Origin of the sequence: Haloarchaeobius amylolyticus (assembly GCF_042678045.1) — an archaeon.
GTDB lineage: Archaea > Halobacteriota > Halobacteria > Halobacteriales > Natrialbaceae > Natrinema > Natrinema amylolyticus_A.
Map to the genome: position 1 here is coordinate 330,101 of NZ_JBHUDI010000011.1, position 21,253 is coordinate 351,353.

The window sequence follows — 21,253 nt, forward strand, 5'->3', positions numbered from 1 at the left end:
ATCGGCCCGCCGAACCGCCTGAGTCGGACACCGCTCGCAGACGAGATACCATCACGTTCCACGGAGCGATATCCCACCGTATAGCGGGTCTTGCGAATATATTCGTCCGTTCGTTTATTATGGTCTGGTGATTGGATACGTCCGATGAGCGATACGCTCTACGAACGACTTGGTGGCGAAGACGGAATCAAAGCAGTCGTCGACGAATTCTACGACCGCGTCGTTGCGGACGAACGAGTCGCATACTACTTCGAGGACATGGATATGCAGGAACAGCGCGCCCATCAGGCCCAGTTCATCAGTTCGGTCGCCGGTGGACCAATCGAATACACGGGTGACGATATGAAGACCGCCCACGAGGGGCTCGGTATCACTCTCTCGGAGTTCAAGGTGATCGCGACCCACCTCGAGGACGCACTCATCGAGTACGACGTCGATGAAGCCGACCGGCAGGCAGTGCTCGAGGCAGTCGCGAGCTATCAGGACGACATCGTAGCGACGGCCGAAGCGGCTGACTAAGCAGCGTCTACAGGCTGAGTAGGGCGAGTACCTCGGGGCTTGACCTGGAGGGTGAAGCCCGTCAAAGGATTAACTTACTTCCTCTCGTATCGTCGTTTAGCGACCGTGACATGGGTTAAAATGCGAATCCTCTCAACACCCTGCTACGGCAGGTGAGACGGGAGTTGTCGGGTCGTGGTGGAGCGACCGACCCTCACAGACACCAGCGAGGTGTTCGGGTGTTATAGTAACAACTGAAACTGTTTACACACTGATCGCACAGCCCTCGTGCGATCAGGTGTGCACTGACTTTCAGTGGCTACTATAATTCCAACCGACCTCAATGGGGAAGGTCGAGGGGAATTGAATTCGCCTGCGTCCGTCCGCCCGTTTCTGGGTGCTCGGACAAAACGGTGAAGCCTCGGGGCTTGTCCCCGAGGTACTTCACAGCGCTTCCTTGTATGCCTCGAGTGTTTGTTCGACGTCTTCCTCGGTGTGCCCGTAGCTGACGAACTGACACTCGAACTGGTTCTGTGAGAGGAAGATATCCTGGTCTTTCATCTGGCCCCAGAAGATGCGCCGCCAGCGCTCGGTTTCGGCGTTTTTCACGTCGGCGGCGTTTTTCGGACAGGTGTCGTAGCGCGGACAGGTCGGTTCCTGCCGACAGCCCGCGGTGCACTGTTCCTCGAGTGCGTCCGGCCCCGGTCCGTCGCGCGTGAAGATCACCTTGAACATGCTGTCGGTGCCGGTGACGGTGTAGCTGGGGGCCTGGTCGGCGACGATGTCGGTCAGGCCACTCCGGAGTTGCTCGCCGAGTCCGTTGACGTGGTCGTAGACATCGTTTTCCGCGGCGAACTGCAGCGTCTCGAGGCCGGCGGCCATCGTGACGGGGTGGCCCGAGAAGGTGCCGGCCTGGAAGACGTCGCCGGTCGGTGCGAAGCCCTCGATGATCTCGGCGCGCCCGCCGATCGCGCCGACGGGGAAGCCCCCGCCGATGATCTTGCCGAACGTCGTCAGATCGGGCGTGACGCCGAACTCGCTCTGGGCACAGCCGAGGCCGCCAACGCGGAAGCCGGTGATCACTTCGTCGAAGATCAGCAGTGAGCCGTGCTCGTCGGTGATCTCGCGCAGGAACTCGTGGTACCCTTCTTCGGGGTAGACGATGCCGTAGTTGCCCAGAATGGGCTCGGTCATCACGGCTGCGATGTCGTCGCCGTGTTTCTCGAACACGTCGCGGACGGCGTCCTCGTCGTTGAACGGCACCGGAAGCGTGTGATCGGCGAAGGACTGTGGAACGCCGGCCGACGACGGTTTCGGATCGTCGGCATCGCCTTCGACCAGCGTCGACTCCTGAGCACCGTGGTAGCCGCCCTGCATGACGACGATCTTGTTCCGGCCGGTGTAGCCGCGTGCGAGGCGCACCGCGGAGGTCGTCGCCTCGGTCCCGGAGTTGACGAAGCGGATCTTCTCGACGCTCGGCACGTGGCGGACGACGAACTCCGCGAGGTCGACCTCGACTTCCGTCGGGGTGCCGTACATCGGTCCCTCGCTTGCTTTCTGCTGAATGCCCGCCCGCACGGGCGCAGGGAGATCGTGGCCGAGCAGCAGCGGCCCGAGTCCCATTACCCAGTCGATGTAGCGGTTGCCGTCGGCGTCGATGACGTGGCCGCCCTCGCCTTTCCGGACGAAGAACGGATAGGGTTCGATTGCCGCCCGAACCGCGGAGTTGACGCCGCCGGGCAGCACCGAGAGCGCCCGGTCGTACAGCTCGCGTGAGTTGTCGTCGGTCATGCGCGCCCCTTCGGATTCGGACGGGAAAGGAGTACCGAGGTCGATTCGCGACGCGTAGTCCGTCGCCCGCGTTCGGCTCGTATCCGTCCGGGACCGTGGTTCGCGCCAGGCCGTCCGAGAGCGGGTCGTACGACGGGAATGTAACAGAAACCAGTAGTACACGCCAAGATTGAAATAGTCCGATCGGACATATTCGATCGTGAAACGAAGGAGTAAGTTACTTTTCGCCGGCGTCGGCGTCGTGTTACTCTTCGGTGTTCTCGGAACGACGGTCATGAACGCGTCCGCGGAGTTCGTCACGCCGACCACGCTCGAGGACGGCGACTACGACGGCGAGTGGGTCAACCTCGAGGGTAAAGTCGACAACCTCGAACAGGACGACACCGAGCTCCGGTTCGATGTCACGGACAACAACACGTCCGTCGATGTCGTCTATGACGGGGAGATGCCAGAGACGATGGCCGAGGGCCGGATCGTCGTCGCGAAAGGTACCGTCGAGGATGGCTCGGTCGACGCATCCGAACTCTCCGTTCGGGCCCACGAAGGCGGCGGCGACGAGAACAGTACCAACAGTACTGAAATGCCACCGACCGAGCGGGAATAACGACATGGGGACGATCAGCGTCGACGGCGTGACGAGACGGCTTGGCTCGACGACTGCGCTCCGTGATGTCTCGTTCACCGTCGACTCCGGTGAACACGTCGGACTGTTCGGCCCCAACGGCGCGGGGAAGACCTCTCTGATGCAACTGCTGTCGACGCTTGCCTCTCCCGACGACGGTCACATCCGGATCGACGGCGACGAGGTGACGCCGGACGCGACTGCTGTTCGTGCGAAACTCGGCGTCGTCAGCCATCGGCCGATGGTCTACGGCACCCTCACCGCCCGCGAGAACTTGCGACTGCACGCTCGATTGCGAACCGTCGACACAGAGCGCGTCGAACGGGTCCTCGAGGACGTGAACCTCCGAACACACGCCTCGACCCGCGTCGAGGACTTCTCGCATGGCATGACCAAGCGCCTCTCGATCGCGCGGGCAGTGCTTCACGACCCGACGGTTCTGTTGCTCGACGAACCGTACGCCGGCCTCGACCAGCGGTCGGCGATGGACCTCCAGCGGATCCTGACGCGGTTCGACGATCGAACCGTCGTCATCGCGACCCACGACCTCGAGCGGGCCGTCGACGACTGTGACCGCGCGCTCGTGCTCGTCGACGGGACGCTGGAACGAACCGTCTCGCTGACCGACCGCGACCGCCACTCGTTCGAGACCGCGTATCTCGAGGCGGTCGGCCGCTCGGAGCTGCAATGACCGACAGTACTCCCGTCAGCTACTGGCGGACCGTCTTCGAGGTCGCCCGCAAGGACCTCCGCATCGAGTTGCGTTCCAAGCAAGTGCTCAACACCGCGGCCGTCTTCGCACTGCTGGTCGTCATCATCTTCGCGTTCAGTTTCGCCCGTACGTTCGCGAACATCGACGTCGTCGCGAGCGGCGCGCTCTGGGTTGCGTTCGTCTTCGCCGGGACGTTCAGCGTAAGCCAGAGCGTCGCCGTCGAAGAGGCCGACGCCGGCCTCGACAGTCTGTTGCTCGTTCCCGTCGATCGCTCGGCGATCTACGTCGGCAAAGTCGTGAGCAACACCACGTTCACGGGGGCCGTCGCCGTCATCACGCTCGGGTGTATCGTCGTCTTCCTCGACTTTACCGTCCTGCCGGGTACGATCCCGCTGTTGTTGCTCGTCATCGCCCTCGCGGCCTTTGGCTTCGCCGCGACCGGCGTGCTCATCGCGACGATGACTGCTCGAGCCCGGCTCAGCGATCTCCTGTTGCCGCTGTTGCTCGTGCCGCTCGTGATTCCGGTGTTGCTCGCTGGCGTCGAACTCACGCGCGCGATCACGGAAGGGCTACCGCTGTGGCGCTGGTTCCGTCTGCTGCTGGCCTACGACTGCGTGTTGTTCCTGATCGGAATCGCGCTGTTCGAGTACGTCGTCGAACGGTAGGGGATTCTTCACTTGTTCTATAGTAACAACTGAAACGATTTCCACACCGATCGCACAGGCGTCGTGCGATCGGGTATGCAGTGACGGTCAGTGGATACTATAGTTCATCTGACAATCTCGCAGAAGCCCAGAGCAAAACTGTCTATAAGCTTCTCAAAAGCTACTGAGGTTCGATTATATTCGAAAAGAGAAGATATCCGCCATATACGACAACATAGATGGGGATCCCAACCAAGAACGGGAGAATAGGTACTAAAAACAGTCCGGAGAGACTGATTCCATTTTGAATACTATCTAGAATCAACGCGAGTTCGTATGCTATAAACGATAACAGAAAAATGACTGCCATAAGGATCCACTCGATTCTATTCATATATCATTCTGATAATTATAAATAATAATATGTTTATTATCTGTATGCGCTCGATAATAGCTACAGACGGTTCACCGAAATTCAAACGAAATCAACCGCTGTGAATCGGTCGTCGGTCCCTCACCGGTGGGAGACTGACCTACAGGTACCGATACGCGGCCAGTCCAATAGCGATGATGGCGACGAAGCCGAGACTCACCAGACCGAGCGGGAACTCGCCGGTCCCCGAACCACCGTCGGTCTGGTCGCTGGCGACTGATTGATTGGACTCGGTGATGCTCACCGAGATCTGGTCGTCTGCCTCGAGCGGCCCCGTACTCGTCACCATCGGCATCGGCGCGTCGGCTTCGGCGAGGTTGTCGGAGACCTCGACCTGAGCCAGGTCGTATTCGGCGAACTGGATCGCGAGTTGTTCGACGTCGTAGCCGACCGGTTTCTCGAACGCCCGGTCCTCGAGTCGGTAGAACACGTCGACGGTGGCGTTCTCCTGTGCGCTGACGGTTGTTTCAACCATTACCGTGTCGTTTGTACGGCTGGCCGAGGTGCGCTCGTTGTCGACCATTCCCGTGACGACCTCGGCGTCGGACGGGACCTCGAAAGAGACGTTACCGGCGAACGGCCGATCGGCGCCGTTTTCGACGGAAACCGTCTCGACGACGAACAGCCCGGTCCCGTTTTGAGGCGGCCCGACGCGCAGGAGGTGGTTCACCGGTTGGCCGCCTCCGAGGGTCAGCGCATCTCGGTCCGTCGTCGGCGTTGGCAACTCGAACGTCGTGTTCGCCGTGTCGTCGCCGGTCGAGACCGTTCGCTCGTAGGTGGCGCCGTTGGCCTCGATCTCGAGGGTGTAAACGTGATCGGGCTGAACCGGGCCGATCGTGTACGAGCCGTCGGTTGCGTTCACCTGCGTCACCTCGGGACCATGTTGGCTCGTGACGGTAATGGTGGCGTTCGAAATCGGCGTGCCGTTCTCGTCGACGAGCTTGCCCGAGATCGTTTCGTTCAGGACGAACTCGGGTCGCTCACCGTCGTCGACGAGCGCGTAGTGTGTCGCGCCCTCGTGCTCGAGTTCGACGAAGTAAGTGACGGCACCGTCGACGGACTCGTAGGTGAACGAGCCGTCTTCGACTGTCGTTTCGGTCGCGTTTTCGACGAGCTCGTTTCCGGGGTCCAGCGGCGCGATCGTGACCGTCTCACCGTCGGCAGAGCCGTCGGCGACGGTGACGGTTCCCGAAACCGATTCGGCGGTCGCGGTCGCGGGGACGATCAGGAGCGATACGAGGACGACGAGGCCGAGAAGTCTTGTTCTCATGGGTTAGTCTGATGTAGTTTCGGTGGCGTTCTGCTGGCGCGTGACCCGCGGCCACAGCCGTGCGAGTCCGTGTGCGGGATCGAACACGATCACGAGGAGCATGCCCAGCAGCAACACGCCGACACTGAGACGCATCACGGTCATCAGTGGGATTTGCTTGACTGTCAGTGACACGGTACCGTCGTCGACCGCCGCGATGACGTAGGTGTCGTGGGCCAGGCCACGGTCGACGAGGACGTCGCGGACTTCCATCCCGTCTTGCTGGAGGTACTGTTCCTGGCCGGCGGTGCCGTGGGCGATCTGCTCGCCGTTCTGGTACACGTTGAGTCCGACTGCCGTTCCATCGACGCGCGTCTGATCGAGCGCGGCCGGCGGGTTCGAGACGGGCCCGACGCTCGCCGCGTCGGTGACGACGACGCCGTCGGACTGTGGCAGTTCCGGCAGGAAATCCCACATAACGGTGCCGACGCCAACGACTTGATCGCCTTCTGCGATCCCGAGTTCGGTCTGGCTCGCGTTCATTACGCCGATCCAGACGCCCGAGTTATCGAGCTGGATGACGGTCGCGTCCGGCCCGGCGTTTATTTGTGTCGCCGTGCCGTAGACTGGCCGTCTCGTTTCGTGTAGCTCCTGTCCCCGGGACGCGATCTGTCCGCTCGAGAGCGCCATGTCTTCGACGTTCGGGTCTTCCGGGCGCTGATACGAGCGATAGTCGGATACCTGGACCGCATAGTTGGAGTCGGGGACCTCGTGGACGGCCGATCCCTCGATCGTCGCTTCGCGGTCGGCGTCGGCGACGACCAGCGACGACTGGGCGGTAAAGAGATAGGAGAACGTCACCGTCACCACGAGCAGCGCGAAGGCGACGTGAATCATCGTGATCCCCACCTGCTTGAGCTGGAAGTTCCGGTTCGGGTTGCCAGGAACGAGCTCGAGCGTTCGCTTGATGACCGTCAGGCAGACGTATGCCGCTGGCGGGAGGATCGACAGCGCGCTCGCGTTTCCGACGAGCCGATACAACAGCGCGTCGCTGCCATCGACGTTCGACAGTGTCCACGTCTCGCTGGGAACGACCAGTGCCGCGAGGACGGTCAACAGCGAGAAGATCCCAAGCGAGAGCAGCGCGCGCCGACGACCCTCGACGTCGTAATCCATGTAGAACCCGAGGACGAGCAACACGCCGAGGACGATCGGATAGCTCCAGAGGTTGTAGTACTGGCCGCCGACTTCGACTTCGACGCCGGTCACGTAGGTGTTGAGCACGGGGAACGTCAGTCCCCAGACGGAGACGAAGCCGAGCAGACCGATGCTCAGAACCGCGAGGTGTTTCAGGTTCACGCGGGTGATCCAGCGCTGTGAAGCACTCGAGGACTCCGACTCCGTTTCGGGCTCGCGGAGAAGCCAGTAGCCAAGCGGCAGTCCGATGCCGAGGATCGAGGTGATCGTCAGCAACACTAGAAGCGCAGCGCCGATGCCGCCGTCGGCGAAGGAGTGGACGCTCCGGAACACGCCGCTGCGCACGATCGCCGTCGCGTAGACGATGAGTGCGAGCGTCGCCCCGGTCATCGCGGGCGCAAGCGTCGCGTAGGTCGATCGGGACCGATAGTTCATCACCGCGTGCAGCGTCGCCGTGAGGAACAGCCACGGGATCAACACGGCGACCTCGACGGGGTCCCACGCCCAGATACCACCCCAGCCCAGCACCCGGTACGACCACAGCGAGCCGAGGACGATCGCAGCGGTCAAAAACAGCCACGCGATGCGCAGCCAGCGCGTGACGCTGCCGATCCACGCCTCGAAGAGGCCGCCTTCCCCGCGAACCGTCGAGATGAAGTGCGCGACTGCGATGGCAAACGGCATCGTCAGCAGCGCGTAGGCGACGAACATGATCGGCGGATGGATCGCCATATACGGATCGATGAGCAGGGGATTGAGTCCCGTCCCATCGATCGGGACGAATCCCGGATCCATCTCCGGGAACTCCGCCGAAATCGGTTTGAACGGGCTGTCTAGCACCAGCATCGCCGCGAAGTAGGTCACGACTCCCATCGTGATTCCCTCGACGAGTTTCGTCTCACGGCGCTCGAGGCCGCGGACGACGACGGCCCAGAACGCGACGATGGCCGTCAACGACGCCCAGAGAAGGATCGATCCCTGGTTGCCCGCGTACACACCAGTAATCCGATAGAAGAGCGAAATGTAGTTCGCAGTATTGTTCCAAACGTACGCATTCGCGTAATCGGTAGTGACGAACTGGAAGGTCAGATAGGCAAGCGCCAGACTGAGCAGCCCGGCAGTCACGCCGATCAGCGGCGTGACGGCATCGAGGTATCGCTCCTCACGCCGGAGATAGTTCCCGAAGAGGAGGACCGTTGCCGTGAGGCCGGTCAGCAAGGCGGCGCCGATCAGCAGCGTTCCGCCCATCATTGGCGTTCCCACGCCTCCGTTGCCTCCTCGAGATAGCCGAGAAACGCGTCCGTCTCGGCGTAGCCGTTGATTTCGACCAGTACCTCGCCGTCCGGCGTAACGGCGACGTGCTGTGGCGGATAGTTCGCGTCGTACCGTTGTTGGAGCTCACCTGCCTGTTGGCTGTTGTCCTCGAGATTGACCGCCAGGAGGACGAACTCGTCGAGTTTCTCGAGGACGGCTGGATCGCTGTACGCGTTCGCGTTGTAGTCTTCGCAGTACGTACACCAGGTCGTCCAGAAGTAGATGAGCATCGGCTTCTCTTGGTCGGCAGCGAGTTGCCGTGCGTCGTCGACGTCAGTCCGCCACTCCGTCTCTCCGTGGTACGTATAGGAGTCGTCGCTCAGTACCGGTGCGGCGTTCATCGAATAGTAGCCGATTCCGATCGCTGCGATGAATATCGTGATAGTGAATACCTTCCTCGTCGAGATTGACATTTTATTTGTATCCTCTGGGGGCTCGATCAGCAGCTACTGCAGTGGTTCTGGAATCTACCACTAGCGTGAAATTCTGCCGACCATAAATGTTTAATCATTAGTTACTGTATTCGGCAGTATGCAGAGACGAAAGCAGTTGTGGATCACAACCAGAGGTGATGTGGGGCGATGAACCGCAATCTCCTTTCTCTACTGGGGGTTGTCGTGTTAATCGCCCTCGCCGGCTGTGCCGCGCCGACGGCTCCCGGCGGGCAAGAGACCAACGAGACGACTGAGCTCCCCGAAGAGTGGCCCGATCGGAAGGTGTTCGACGAAGACCTCCGGGAAGGCGAGTCGAAAGACAACTTCGACTACCGGAACGAGACTGCCGGTGACGAGGTGGAGTTCTCCCCAAAGGAGATGAACAACTCGACGCTCCCCTCGAACGAAGAGGAGCGCGAGATGGTCCTCTACGGGCGCGAACTCATGCGAAACACCTCTCAGGAGATACCGGAACACGTCGGCAACGAACTCTCCTGTGCCAGCTGCCACGGCGGCACTGACCCGCGCTACGGGATGACAGAGGGGATGGTCGGCCAGGACATCGACATGATTCCGCTCGTGGGAACCCACGCGGACCTGCCGGAGTGGACGTCTCGGCGCGACCGCATGCGTGACTCGCGCCAGCGCCTGATGGGCTGTTTCGACCGGAGTATGAACTCCCAGAACTCCACCGAGGGGACGCCAGCCTACGACAGCCGAGAAATGCAGGCGATGGAGGCGTACATGCAGTGGCTGAGCGAGGGCACGCCGGTGAAGGGACAGCCTTACTGGTCACACCTGAACAAGCCCGGTGACGACGAGAAGAAACCGGTCGAAGAGATCAACCCCGTGCGCGGTGCCGAACTCTACCTCGAGAACTGCGCGTCCTGTCACGGCGATGATGGACAGGGTATCGAGGGAAGTGCACCCGCACTGTGGGGGCCGGACTCGTTCAACGACGGTGCCGGCATGAGCCGGATGTACACCTCGGCCTCGTTCATCCGCGAGGCGATGCCATACGGCACGCCGCATACGGTGAGCGACTGGGATGACTCTCAGGACATCGCTGGCTACATGAACGGCCACGACCGTCCCGAGTTCGTCGGAAAAGAGGAGGACTTCCCGACGACCGGACCGCCGGAAGAAGGCATTTACTACCCGCGGACGCAGGAAGAGCTCGGCTACGACATGAACCCGATGCGCAAGAAACTCGAGCTGGCCGGGATCCCGACGGGGACCGAATCGCTCAACGAGAGCGACATCCCCGACGACGTCGAGTACTACGATCAGCCGCTTCGAAACGAATCGGTCGACGGCTAGACCGTCGCCGATAGCCGAATCGGAGCCGTCGATATCGGTTTCAGTACGTTCTTTTGGCTCGTGTTATAACATCGTGTCATGTTCGATGTGGCCGGACTCGCCGCTGTCTTCGTTGCGGGAACGCTGACCGCGCTGACGCCCTGTTGTCTCCCCATGATTCCGCCCCTTCTCGCGGGCAGTGCCGGCCATCGACTGCGACCGATCGCGATCGTCGCGGGAAGTATCGTCTCGTTTACTGCACTCGGCATTCTCACGTCACTACTCGGTTCTGTGACGCCGGAGACGCTCAGAGTGCCCTTCGTGCTCCTGATCATCGCGTTCGGCGCGATCATGGCCGACGACGACCTCCACGCCGCCTACACGACCGCTGCCTCACGGCTCACTGGCCCGGCGTCTCGAGTGACGAGATCCGTCGAGAACACGCAGCACCCGCTCGTCAGCGGTGTCGTCCTGGGCCTGTTTCTCGGTATCATCTGGCTTCCCTGTGTCGGCCCCGTCCTCGGCAGTGTCCTCGCGTACGTCGGGACATCCGGCGACGTGACCCGGAGTGCGACGCTTCTGTTTACCTACGGCGTCGGGTTCTCGGGCCCGTTGCTGGCCGTCGCCTACGGTGGCAAACAGGCGAGTACGCTGTTCACGAACCGTGTCCGTTCGCTCGAGCGGCCCGCGCTGGTCCGTCGCCTGAGCGGGTACGCACTCGTCGTGACGGGGATCGGGCTCCTGTTCGGACTCGACAAGGCGATTTTGGCAGTGCTCGTCGGATAGCGACTGGAAAAAAACTAAGTCAGCCGTCTGCAAGTATGCGGTATGCGTACGTTTTCGCGACAGCTCGCGTCACTCATCCGCCTGTTCCACTGGGTCATGTGGAGTCGGGTCGTGCGATGGGGAGCGTTTACGTTCGGTCTGGCGTCGCTTGCGCTCGTCTTCGGCGTTGCCTCCCGAACCATGTACGGTATCGACCACGGAATCAATCTCATCGCCTACTGGCATATTCCGCTGGCGTTTCTCACGGCGTTTGCGCTGTCGACGACGTTTATCGGGAGCCTGCTGTATCTCCGGTACGAGGGACGGTTCTGGAATCGCCTCGCTCACAGCGGCGGCGAAATCGGCTTTCTGTTCGCGACGCTGACGCTCGCGACGGGGAGTATGTGGGGACGTGTCGTGTGGAACTCCTGGTGGGAGTGGAGCGACATCCGACTCGTCACGTTTCTGATCGTCTGGCTGATCTATGCGGGATATCTCGCCGTCTATGCCTCGACCGAACGGGGAAGCGACGAGCGCTTTGCCGCAGTGTATGGCGTCGTCGCGTTCGTTACGGTCCCGATTACGTACACTGCCGGCCGACTCTGGTCGCCGACGTTTCACGAGCCGACGATCGCGAACTCGAGTGTCAGTGCGAACATCGATCCGTTGATCCTCGGCGTCTCGTTTCTCGCGCTGGCGTTACTCTACATCTACGTGATGGCGATTCGTATCCGGCTCCACGAAATCGAAGATAAAATTATCCTTCAGAAAGAAGAGGTGCGGTAAGATGGACACTCTCCTTCTCGCCGGCTACGGGTCTGTGTTCGTGGTATTGTTCGTGTACCTGCTCTATATGCAACGGCAGTTGCGCCGGCTCGAACGACAACTGCAAGATTTGCAGTAATCTCTGACGCAGTAACAGATTGCTACCCTGATTTCTGTCGAGCCGAGTGGTACTGCTCGGTGTCCGAAGTCGACTCGGAAAGAAGAAGGTGTTCGCGGTGATCGCGAGTTAGACGGCGTCCGGACCGGTCTTGCCGGTGCGGACCTGCATCGCGTCCTCGACAGGCATGACGAAGATCTTGCCGTCGCCGGGTTCGCCGGTCTCGGCGGCCCCGCGGATGGCGTCGACGACATCCTGGGCAGGGATATCGGCGACCACACACTCGATTTTGACCTTCTGGTGGAGGTCGACCGTGTACTCCTCACCGCGCCACTGGCCCTTCTTGGCGGGCTGGGAGCCCCGTCCGGAGACGTTGGTGACGGTCAGCGACGGCGCGCCGACTTCGGCGAGGGCCGTCTTGATCTGGCCGAGACGGTCGGGGCGGACGATCGCCGTGACCATCTTGATTTCGCCGCTGTTGGGGCTGCCGCCGTCGGAACGGAGTTCCGACGAGGATCGCGACTCGTCCTCACCGTCGAGTCGCTCACCGCCGTCGGTACGGATGATCTCATCGGCGCTGCCGCCGTCAGTGGCGACATCGGGCTGGCCGAACTCGGGGTAGGTGTCGACGCCGTGTTCGGAAACGTCGAGCCCGTCGCGTTCGTGTGCAGCCGAGACACGGGCCTGGCCGGCCGCTCTGAACGCGTACCAGATGACGGCCGTCGTCGCGATCGTCCAGGCGCTGATGAGGACGACGCCGGTGAGCTGTGCGACGAACGCGTTCGCGACGCTGTCGACGACGCCCGGGGCAGCCACGAACGGGAACAGCAGCGTTCCAAGCACCCCAGCCGAGCCGTGGACGGGGAAGACCGCACACACGTCGTCGATCTTCAGGTACTGTTCGACGAATTCGAAGACCAGCGGCAGCTGTGCGCCAGCGAGGCCGCCGACCACGAACGCGCCCCACCACGCGGCGGTGTCGGGGATCGCCGTGATGCCGACCAGGCCGGCCAGCAGGCCGTTGGCGACGTACAGCGTGTCGACCTTGCCGGTCTTGAGCCAGGCGACGAGCCCGGCCCCCATCGCACCGCAGGCCATCGAGATCGTCGTCGTCATCGCGACCCGACCGAGCTGGTCGCCGAGGAAGACGCCGTTCTCCATGTCGATGATCGCCGACGTGCCGACGTTGAAGCCGTACCAGCCAAAGGCGAGGATCAACGTCCCCAGGACGGCGAAGGTCAGCGAGTGGCCGGGAATGACGTTCGCGGTACCGTCGCTGTTGTACCGGTCCATACGCGGGCCGAGAATCCACGCTGCGGTGAGACCGGCGATGCCGCCCATCCCGTGGACGATCATCCCGCCCGCGAAATCAGCGAACGGCGTTCCAGTGATCGTCTCGATGTAGCCACCGGCCCACGTGAGCCCGGTGACGACGGGGTAGATGACCGCCGCCAGCAGGAACGTGTAGGTGACGTACGCACGGAGCTTCGCCCGCCCGGCGACGGCACCCGAAACGATGGTTGCGGCGGTCATCGCGAAGACCGCACCGTACAGCCAGTCCATCCAGCCGGCCGCGTCGCCCTGGAAGCCAGGCGTGAAGCCGCTTCCAGCGACGACACCCTCGACGCCGACGCCGATGAGGAAAAACACCGTCACGCCGACGCTCCAGGTCAGCAGGTTCTTCGTCAGCTGGTTCGCCACGTTCTTCGAGCGCACCTGCCCCGCCTCGAGCATGGCGAAGCCGGCGTGCATGAAGAAGATCAGGAACGTAGCGATCAGGATCCACGTGTAGTTGATCGACTCCATCAGCATCTCGGTCTCGGCCTGCAGAAGCGTCGCGTCCATCAGGCGCTCACCTCGGGAGTCCACACACCGCACGCGCTATCGATCAAGTGATCGTGCTTTTCTCCTGCAATCCGCACCGCATTCGTGTTCCAAATCACGTTTTGACTCGTAGCTCTTGCACCATTTAAGGATTAGCGTTGTTATTCGTCCAAAATACGCTCTGTAATAGGCCCATACGGACAAAGCTAAATGGAGTATAATGTGTATAAGGGTCGCAGCGATGTGGACTGTTTCCTGCGGCGGTTATATTCTACGCGTTTGTCAACCCGATCGATCGTCGGTGCACCGTGTCAGCGGGGGCACGGCCCAGTCTCCCACCGTCGTCGTGGGCGTTTCGGCGGCCCGTCGCTCGCACGCGGCAGATGTTGCCACTGTATGCTGTCGGCCCGATCGAATTTTGACATTCGTCTATCGAGCCGTCTCGAGTCACAACTAACGGGCACCTCGTCGACGCACGACGGTAGCGACCGCCGCTACAGTTGTCGTGCGATGTCTTCCGCGAAGTAGGTCAGAATCAGATCCGCGCCGGCCCGTTTGATCGACAGGAGCGACTCGAGTGCCACCGCCTCGAGATCCAGCCACCCCTTCTCGGCGGCGGCATGCAGCATGGCGTACTCGCCGGAGACGTTGTAGGCTGCGACGGGATGATCGAACTCCCGGCGGATGGCGCTGATGACGTCGAGATACGGCAGGGCGGGTTTGACCATCATGACGTCTGCGCCCTGGTCGGCATCCAGCCGAACTTCCCGCAGAGCCTCGCGGGCGTTCGCGGGGTCCATCTGATAGTGTCGCCGGTTGCCAAACGACGGCGCGCCGTCGGCGGCGTCCCGGAAGGGGCCGTAGAACGCGCTCTCGTACTTGGCGGCGTAACTCATGATCGGGACGCCCTCGAACCCTGCCTCGTCTAACGCCGATCGGATCGCACCGACCATGCCGTCCATCATCCCGCTCGGAGCGATCATGTCTGCGCCCGCACGGGCGTGGGAAGTGGCGATCTTCTCTAAGGCTGTGAGCGTCGCGTCGTTGTCGACGGTCATCGTCGGCTCACAGGCGGGGCCGTCCTCGAGCGCGTCGCCGCGCAGTTCCTCCTCGAGGGGTCCGCAGTGGCCGTGATCGGTATACTCGCACAGACAGACGTCGGTGATGACGTAGGCGTCGGTCTCGCTCGTGACTCGGCGTAGTGCCTCCTGAATGACGCCGTCGTCGGCCCAGGCGCGGGTTCCATCGGGGTCTTTCGACTCCGGAATCCCGAAGAGCATGACGGCCTCGACGCCGGCCTCGAGGACTTCCTCGACGCGGGCGACGACATCGTCGATCGGCACCCGCTCGTGGCCGGGCATCGACTCGATCGGGACGCGCTCGTTGGTCGTCGCGTCGACGAACACCGGTGCGATCAGGTCGGTCGGCTCGAGACTCGTCTCGCTGACGAGGTCGCGGATCCGGTCCTGGCGGAGCCGTCGCGGACGATGTGTGAGGTCCATACCGGGGTTACTGACGGAACGTGCAAAAGCGGTGCGTTCACGGGCGTCGTTCGAGGTGGAAGCCACTCGCGTTCGCGCGGCCGTCGCCGGGGTATCGAACGACGTCGCGTATCCGTCCCGTGTCGCACTGGGGGCCAGCCGAACGGGTCCGTGGAGACCGTCTCGAGGCTATACTGTCGGATAAGAGTCCGTGAACACTCGATCGTGTTCCGACGTCTGTCGCTGTTGGCGACGGCGTCTCGAGTTCGATCGGTGTGTGAACCGTTTTGTCCGACAGTATACTCGCCGGACACTGGTCTCCGTCTCATGGCCGGATCGCCTGTTGTTACGGTCGGAGCACGGCTACGTGTACTCCTCGTCTCCTCACAACCGGCTTATAAGCGGCGTGGAAGAAGATCGTTCGATGGCAGCGCAGTCGCGGCGGAAAGGCGCAGCGCAATGTACGGACTGTGGCAGAATACTGGCAGCCTGGTTCTCGACGGACGGGATCCGCCCGATCGGAAGCACTGACGGCTGTCCCTGCGGCGGGACGACGTTTCGCCCGTTCGACGGGCCCGTATAACGCCCTGGCGGCAGACGGCCGCGTCCTTTCCTGACCGCCACTCGTACCCCCGCCGTGTCAAACGCCGAGGAAGCGGTCACATCGCTCGAGGAGCTGGGCCTGACGGAGTACGAGGCTCGCTGTTTCGTGGCATTGACCCGCCTCTCGAAGGGGACCGCCAGAGAGATCAGTCAGGTCGCGGACGTCCCTCGCTCGCGGGTGTACGACACCATCGAACGGCTTGACCGAAAGGGACTGGTCGACGTCAAGCAGGCCGATCCTCGCGAGTACAAGGCCGTGCCGGTCGAGACGGCCTGTCGGCGCATCCGCGAGGATTACGACTCCCGGATCAACACCGCCGAGAACGCCCTCGGCCGCCTCGAGCAACCCGACTCGAAAGACGACGAGGGAATGTGGGCGATCTCCCGGAAGGAACACGTCACCGAGCGCGTCGTGCTCTTCCTCGAGGATGCCGAGGACACCGTCCACTACCTCGTTGCGGCGACCGAGGTCCTCGACCGCGAGATCCGCTCGGCGCTCGCGTCGGCCGCTGACCGCGGCGTCAACGTCCACGTCGAGGTTCCGAGCGGCGACGACGCGGCAGCGTTCTCGGAGGCGGTCCCGGACGCCGACGTCGGCGTCTCGTCCGACCTCGAGGCGACGAACGACGTCTACGACGAGTGGCCTGCCCAACTCCTCATGGTCGATCGGCAAGCGGTCGTCGCGGCGGGGATCAAGGAGAGCGACCTCCCTGACGTGGTCGACGAGATGGCCGTCTGGACCTACGGGCGCGACCACGGGTTCGCCGTCTGGATCCGCGAACTCCTCGACAACCGGCTCGAGAAATACGACGAGGGTCGACCCGACGAGTAATCCAGTCCCCCGTCATCGGGTCCCGGCGGGCCCACATGGCGGGTCGTGGGTGCGCCGGCACTGATACGGACTTCTATCAGTCATTACCGGTACGATCGCGACCGTCCTGCGGTCGCACCGGTAAATCGTTGTAGCAGGCCGTATAGCTGCGGCGGACGTCTCGGTGAACGCTGGCACGCCTACTCGAGGGCTTGGCGGAACACGAAACCGTCGTTTCACGATCTTCAGCGAGTACGCACTTTTAAGTACACGTCTCTCATTTAACAGGCTAGTCATGGCTATCGATCCACAGTTTACCGAGAACCGCGAACAGGTCGACGAACACAACGGACATTCGGTCTGGGGCCCCGTCGACGAACCCGAAGAGCTGGGAATTCACGGCACGCACGTTGCGGTCGATTTCGACATCTGTCTGGCCGACGGTGCCTGCGTCGAGGACTGTCCGGTCGACGTCTTCGAGTGGGTCGACACGCCGGGTCACCCCGAAAGCGAAGAAAAGGCCGACCCAGCGAACGAGGCACAGTGTATCGATTGTATGCTCTGTGTCGACGTTTGCCCGGTCGACGCCATCGACGTCGACGCCGGCCGAACGGCGTAATTATTCGGCGCGGTCGACGTCGACTTTCTCTTTGAGGCTCTCGAGCCCATCAGCTTCAGCGAGCTCCTGTAACCGCTCGCGGAAGTGTTCCTCGCAGAGACCGACTTTCAGTCCATCGGACTCGGCTGCGAAGGCAGCTTCGCGGTCACAGTAGTGGCAGTTCATACTCGTCTCTATGGACCACGACGCATTGAACCCTCCGCTAGCAGTCAGCTGTTACCACTCGGCTGTCAGCTCGAGACGCTCGTAGGCCCGCCGGGAGAGCCCGTCGATACCGAGGCGCTCGTCGTGTGCGTCACTGCCGCCGGTAGCGAGGAGATCGTGGCGCTCGAGCGCGTGTTCGACTGGCTCGCGGTCGACGTCGCGACCGTAGGGATACTGGAGTTCGACGGCATCGAGGTCGGCCGTCAGCGCGAGTGCCCGCTCGGGATCGCGGTATCGCAACGGATGGGCGAGCGAGACGAGCCGACACGACTCGGCCAGCGCCGCCCGTCCACGCTCGAACGACGGGACCTCGCGGGGGACGTAACATGGGCAGTCGGAGCCGATGAGGTGATCGAACGCGCCCTGGTAGTCGTACCCGGTCTCGGGGTGGGCGTCGATCGCCCGCGCGATGTGTGGCCGTCCGAACCCGCTGTCGATCGTCACGTCGAGGTCGACGCCCAATCGCGACTCCACGCAGTCGACGATCGCCCGGCCGCGCTCCATGCGGTTCTCCTGAATGGTCTCGAGAATCGCCTCGAGGTCGGCACTCGGCTCGAGGCCATAGCCGAGCAGATCGATCCGCTGGGAGGCGTCGGTCCCGACCCGTAGCTCGATCCCGTGGATGAGCGTCACGCCGTTGCGTTCGACGGCCGGTCCGTCGAACGGCTGGACCCGGTCGTGGTCCGTCACCGCGACGACATCGACGCCGTCGCGGCGCGCGACCTCGGGGACTGCCTCGAGTGGCAGGCTCCCGTCCGAGCGCGTCGTGTGGACGTGTAAGTCCGCGTATGGCATACCGTACCCGAACAGGGCCGCTCCTAAAGGCGTTTCTCCGGATCTGCACCCCTTTGACGTGTAAACAACGTATGAGTTATCTGTCTACTAGGCATATAAGGAACCTAGTGAGACTAGAAAACATGCATGGACAATGTTTATAATTATCGTTCACGGATGATAGGGCGTAATGCTGCTCAATGGCACCGGCGACGTCATCGACGACCACGAGTACCCCGCCACGACTGAGGAACTGATCGACGAATACGGGGACCGGACCCTCGAACTCCCCAACGGGTCCGAAACGGTTGGTGACGTACTCGCCCGCCTCGAGTCCGAAACCTTCGAGCATCCGGAAGACGCGCGTCTCGCCGTCTACTCCGCCGTCAGCGACAAGGCCGTCGGTCGCGTCGGCTACAGCGACCGTGACCCAACACCGGTCGGCAGTCCGTACTCGCCCGACGCCGTTTCCTTCTAGAACCGAACTTTTTCCGCCTCGGGTTCGCTTGCGGCGAACCACTCGGCGCAAAAACTTCGATGAAAAAGGCCGAGCGCTCGCTTCGCTCACGGGTCGTGCCTCCCCGTTCGCTTTTCCGGGGGCTTCGCTTCCCTCAGCCCTCGCATCGCTCGCGCTCGGTACTACTGTTTGTCCGCACTACGGCCGCTACGGGTAGCGGAACACCGCTAGCATCCGCGAGCGAACGGAGGGAGGAGTGCTTTTATACTAAATTTTGCCGAGGGCGCGGCCTCGCCGCGCCCGCAGAGCAAAATTTAGGTTCTAGAAGGTGTCGATCACTGGAATCCCGACGGTTTCGAAGTCGGTCATCGCCTCGAGTTTGTCGGCGACGTCCCCGAGTTCGATCGTCTCGGAGACGACCTTCTCGGGTTCGAGTTTGCCGGTCGAGACCATCCGGAAGATCTCGTCGTAGCGGGTTGGCGGCATGCCAAGCGAGCCGATAAACTCGATTTCCTGCATGACCATCGCGTCGGTCGGCAGCGAGACCATGCCCTGTTCGTCCTGGGTGGTGAGTCCGACCTGAATGTGCTGGCCGTGTGCGTCGAGGCTGGCCACCGAGTTCTGACAGGTGGTCGCAATGCCGAGCGCGTCCATCGAGACGTTCGATCCACCGTTCGTGATCGCCTTGATCTCACCGGGGACGTCCTCGATATCCTCGGCGTTGACCGTCTCGACGGCGCCGAGGTCGCGGGCCTTCTCGAGTTTCTCGTCTTTGAGATCGACCGCGACCACGTTCGCGCCGAGCGCGTCCGCGATGTGGACTGCCGAGAGCCCGATCCCGCCACAGCCGTGGATCGAGATCCAATCGCCCCCGCCGACGTCGGCGCGGTGGGCCAGCGCGTGAAACGAGGTCATGAACCGACAGCCAAGGCCAGCCATGTCGACCGACGAGACGCCGTCGGGAAGCTCGACGAGGTTGTGGTCGGCGACGGGGACGTGGACCTGTTCGGCGAACGCGCCCTGAACCGTCTCGATGAATCCCAGTGGCATCACGTTCTCACAGATGTTCGAATGGCCACGCTGACACCGCGGACAGGTCCCGTCGCCGAGGTTGAAGGGAATCGCGACGTGGTCTCCCTCGTCGACTTCCTCGACCTCGTCGCCGACGGCGACGACCCGACCGGCGGGCTCGTGGCCGAGGATCTGTCCTGGCTGGGTCTCGAGGCCGAGCCAGCCCCAGTCACCCTGCCAGCCGTGCCAGTCGCTCCGGCAGACGCCGCAGGCTTCGACCTCGACGACCGCACCGTCTGGGGCCGGGTCCGGTGCATCTACCTCTTCGATCGAGAGCGGTTCGCCGTGTGCCTCGAGTACTGCTGCACGCATGACGCTGTCTCACGATAGCATATTACAAATATATGTCTCTCCGCTGCACCGGCTGCCAACTGGTGGAACAGAGCGCGTCGGGTGGCTGTACCGTTAGTCCAGCACGGTCAGTACGTCGTCTAACTCGAGCGGAACCGACCCCTTTCGGTAGCCTTCGACGTGGCCGTCCGGCCGGGTGCGGTAGACGACGGCAGGACGGTGTCGGACGTCGGGTTGCTCGCCGCGGACGGCGGCCCACTCGTCGTCCCGGAAACTCGAGCAGTCGACGAACAGGGTCGCGCCGCCGCCGTGGTCGGCCAGCTGGCCGTTCGTTTTGGTTTCGGCAGTCTCGCGGACGGCGGCGACGGGGCCGGCGGCGGCGCGAGTACCCGGCGGCTGTGGTCGAGTGACTTCGACGAGGCGGTTGGTGTCGTCGGTTTTGGCCCGGAAATCGAGCGAGTGACCGGTCGTCACCTCGATCTCGGGGACCACGTCGTAGCCGGCACCGGTCAGCAGTTTCGCGGCGATGAACTCGGCCATCGCGGCGCTCATCCGGACGCGGTCGACGTGATCGCTGGTGCCGAGTTTCCCCGACATGACGTGGCGGTACTCATCGAGGGCGCCGGTCGACAGGAAGTCCTCGAAAAACTGGGTCGCCTCCTGATAGTCGGCGTCGGGAAACCCTGCGGCGTGGTCGCGAAAGAACGCGCGGGTGGAGTCGCGACCGTCTTTGGACATGAAAACGGGCAGGAAAAACCACGAGAGATGGGGGTAGTCCACGAGCCAGGGGGCACGCTCGTGGAGCGTCGCGGTCAGTTCCCGCTTGGCCCACCGCGCGACGTGGTGGGGGACTTCCCGCCAGCCGAACTTATCGGTCTTCCACAGCGCGGACGGCGTTTCGGTGTTGCCCATCCAGTAGGCGTCCCCGTCGGTGCGCGCAAAGAGTGCGACGTCGCCGTTTTGCATCTCGAAGCGGTGTGTCTGCCAGTCGCCGCCGATCTTGAACCAGGGCGTGACGGATTCTGCGCCGATGTTTGACTGCAGCGGCTGGAGGATCTCTTGGTGTACGCGCCCGTCGCTCCAGGACTGGGGCGAGTAACGAAAGCGAAGCGGCCGTGCCACGATTCCTTCTAGGGTGTGCGGGTGCATATATCGTTCGCTGTGTCCCAGTGTGTCTCACCTCGATCGGCGCGATTCTACCGCGCTGACGCGGCGGTAGAGCGTAACTACCACCGGGTGTGAACGACCGTTACATTAATAGTCGCGACGCCCGTACC

At 62.6% G+C, this 21,253-nt stretch carries 21 protein-coding genes; 11 read left to right on the forward strand and 10 right to left on the reverse strand.

The genetic code is table 11. The annotated features are described in order from the left end of the window. The first annotated feature begins 144 nt into the window (after nucleotides 1-144). A complete protein-coding gene (locus ACFR99_RS17680; protein WP_390290214.1) occupies nucleotides 145-519 on the forward strand; it encodes a group I truncated hemoglobin in 375 nt (124 codons plus the stop codon). A gap of 423 nt (nucleotides 520-942) precedes the next feature. Here ACFR99_RS17680 and hemL read toward each other — a convergent pair whose 3' ends face one another. Next, nucleotides 943-2,289, reverse strand: coding sequence for a glutamate-1-semialdehyde 2,1-aminomutase (gene hemL, locus ACFR99_RS17685; RefSeq protein ID WP_390290217.1), 1,347 nt, complete (start codon nucleotides 2,287-2,289; stop codon nucleotides 943-945). 199 nt (nucleotides 2,290-2,488) lie between these two features. Between hemL and ACFR99_RS17690 the strand changes: the two genes are divergently transcribed. From ACFR99_RS17690 to ACFR99_RS17700, 3 genes are read left to right on the forward strand one after another with little or no spacing between them, the layout of a single operon-like run. After that, a complete protein-coding gene (locus ACFR99_RS17690) occupies nucleotides 2,489-2,893 on the forward strand; it encodes a cytochrome c maturation protein CcmE domain-containing protein (protein WP_390290220.1) in 405 nt (134 codons plus the stop codon). Nucleotides 2,894-2,897: 4 nt separating this feature from the next. Further along, nucleotides 2,898-3,602 carry an ABC transporter ATP-binding protein gene (locus ACFR99_RS17695; protein WP_390290222.1) on the forward strand — a complete coding sequence of 235 codons (705 nt, stop codon included), beginning with the start codon at nucleotides 2,898-2,900 and terminating at the stop codon, nucleotides 3,600-3,602. Beyond that, nucleotides 3,599-4,288: a heme exporter protein CcmB gene (locus ACFR99_RS17700; protein ID WP_390290225.1), complete on the forward strand. Its 690-nt coding sequence runs from the start codon at nucleotides 3,599-3,601 to the stop codon at nucleotides 4,286-4,288. The genes ACFR99_RS17695 and ACFR99_RS17700 overlap by 4 nt, the downstream gene beginning before the upstream one ends. A gap of 512 nt (nucleotides 4,289-4,800) precedes the next feature. On the opposite strand, the gene ACFR99_RS17705 is transcribed toward ACFR99_RS17700, so the two are convergent. From ACFR99_RS17705 to ACFR99_RS17715, 3 genes are read right to left on the reverse strand one after another with little or no spacing between them, the layout of a single operon-like run. Continuing rightward, nucleotides 4,801-5,970, reverse strand: a complete 1,170-nt coding sequence (locus tag ACFR99_RS17705; RefSeq protein WP_390290228.1) for a carboxypeptidase-like regulatory domain-containing protein — start codon at nucleotides 5,968-5,970, stop codon at nucleotides 4,801-4,803. Nucleotides 5,971-5,973: 3 nt separating this feature from the next. Beyond that, entirely contained in the window at nucleotides 5,974-8,397 is a 2,424-nt protein-coding gene (gene ccsA / locus ACFR99_RS17710) for a cytochrome c biogenesis protein CcsA (RefSeq protein ID WP_390290231.1), read from the reverse strand. Beyond that, entirely contained in the window at nucleotides 8,394-8,873 is a 480-nt protein-coding gene (locus ACFR99_RS17715; protein ID WP_390290234.1) for a thioredoxin family protein, read from the reverse strand. The genes ccsA and ACFR99_RS17715 overlap by 4 nt, the downstream gene beginning before the upstream one ends. A 168-nt stretch (nucleotides 8,874-9,041) precedes the next feature. Between ACFR99_RS17715 and ACFR99_RS17720 the strand changes: the two genes are divergently transcribed. The 4 genes from ACFR99_RS17720 to ACFR99_RS17735 all read left to right on the forward strand — a co-directional run bounded on the left by ACFR99_RS17720 (nucleotide 9,042) and on the right by ACFR99_RS17735 (nucleotide 11,862). Further along, entirely contained in the window at nucleotides 9,042-10,214 is a 1,173-nt protein-coding gene (locus ACFR99_RS17720) for a c-type cytochrome (RefSeq protein ID WP_390290237.1), read from the forward strand. Between the two features lie 78 nt (nucleotides 10,215-10,292). Then, the gene (locus ACFR99_RS17725) at nucleotides 10,293-10,979 is read left to right on the forward strand and encodes a cytochrome c biogenesis CcdA family protein (RefSeq protein ID WP_390290240.1); all 687 of its coding nucleotides are present in this window, start codon (nucleotides 10,293-10,295) and stop codon (nucleotides 10,977-10,979) included. Between the two features lie 42 nt (nucleotides 10,980-11,021). Then, entirely contained in the window at nucleotides 11,022-11,744 is a 723-nt protein-coding gene (locus ACFR99_RS17730; protein ID WP_390290243.1) for a cytochrome c biogenesis protein, read from the forward strand. Between the two features lies 1 nt (nucleotide 11,745). Further along, nucleotides 11,746-11,862: a CcmD family protein gene (locus ACFR99_RS17735; RefSeq protein ID WP_390290245.1), complete on the forward strand. Its 117-nt coding sequence runs from the start codon at nucleotides 11,746-11,748 to the stop codon at nucleotides 11,860-11,862. Nucleotides 11,863-11,970: 108 nt separating this feature from the next. On the opposite strand, the gene ACFR99_RS17740 is transcribed toward ACFR99_RS17735, so the two are convergent. Next, complete coding sequence (locus ACFR99_RS17740) at nucleotides 11,971-13,686, reverse strand: ammonium transporter (RefSeq protein WP_390290248.1); 1,716 nt, start codon at nucleotides 13,684-13,686, stop codon at nucleotides 11,971-11,973. 473 nt (nucleotides 13,687-14,159) lie between these two features. Next, nucleotides 14,160-15,167, reverse strand: coding sequence for a porphobilinogen synthase (gene hemB, locus ACFR99_RS17745; RefSeq protein ID WP_390290250.1), 1,008 nt, complete (start codon nucleotides 15,165-15,167; stop codon nucleotides 14,160-14,162). A gap of 616 nt (nucleotides 15,168-15,783) precedes the next feature. On the opposite strand from hemB, the gene ACFR99_RS17750 reads away from it, so the two are divergent. Together ACFR99_RS17750 and ACFR99_RS17755 are read left to right on the forward strand one after the other, a co-directional pair. Then, nucleotides 15,784-16,581 carry a TrmB family transcriptional regulator gene (locus tag ACFR99_RS17750; protein ID WP_390290253.1) on the forward strand — a complete coding sequence of 266 codons (798 nt, stop codon included), beginning with the start codon at nucleotides 15,784-15,786 and terminating at the stop codon, nucleotides 16,579-16,581. A gap of 274 nt (nucleotides 16,582-16,855) precedes the next feature. Further along, the gene (locus ACFR99_RS17755) at nucleotides 16,856-17,179 is read left to right on the forward strand and encodes a 4Fe-4S dicluster domain-containing protein (RefSeq protein ID WP_008013714.1); all 324 of its coding nucleotides are present in this window, start codon (nucleotides 16,856-16,858) and stop codon (nucleotides 17,177-17,179) included. Here the strand turns inward: ACFR99_RS17755 and ACFR99_RS17760 are convergent, their stop codons facing one another. Both ACFR99_RS17760 and ACFR99_RS17765 read right to left on the reverse strand, forming a co-directional pair. Further along, complete coding sequence (locus ACFR99_RS17760) at nucleotides 17,180-17,344, reverse strand: DUF6757 family protein (RefSeq protein WP_006183007.1); 165 nt, start codon at nucleotides 17,342-17,344, stop codon at nucleotides 17,180-17,182. Nucleotides 17,345-17,395: 51 nt separating this feature from the next. After that, entirely contained in the window at nucleotides 17,396-18,178 is a 783-nt protein-coding gene (locus ACFR99_RS17765) for a PHP domain-containing protein (RefSeq protein WP_390290258.1), read from the reverse strand. Between the two features lie 169 nt (nucleotides 18,179-18,347). Here ACFR99_RS17765 and ACFR99_RS17770 point away from each other — a divergent pair, with 169 nt between their 5' ends. Beyond that, nucleotides 18,348-18,635 (forward strand): DUF5789 family protein, encoded by a 288-nt coding sequence (locus ACFR99_RS17770; protein ID WP_390290261.1) that lies wholly within the window; start codon nucleotides 18,348-18,350, stop codon nucleotides 18,633-18,635. 300 nt (nucleotides 18,636-18,935) lie between these two features. Here ACFR99_RS17770 and ACFR99_RS17775 read toward each other — a convergent pair whose 3' ends face one another. Together ACFR99_RS17775 and ACFR99_RS17780 are read right to left on the reverse strand one after the other, a co-directional pair. Next, a complete protein-coding gene (locus tag ACFR99_RS17775; protein WP_390290264.1) occupies nucleotides 18,936-19,997 on the reverse strand; it encodes a zinc-dependent alcohol dehydrogenase family protein in 1,062 nt (353 codons plus the stop codon). Between the two features lie 93 nt (nucleotides 19,998-20,090). Beyond that, nucleotides 20,091-21,098: a DUF5784 family protein gene (locus ACFR99_RS17780; protein ID WP_390290267.1), complete on the reverse strand. Its 1,008-nt coding sequence runs from the start codon at nucleotides 21,096-21,098 to the stop codon at nucleotides 20,091-20,093. Nucleotides 21,099-21,253 lie beyond the last annotated feature (155 nt).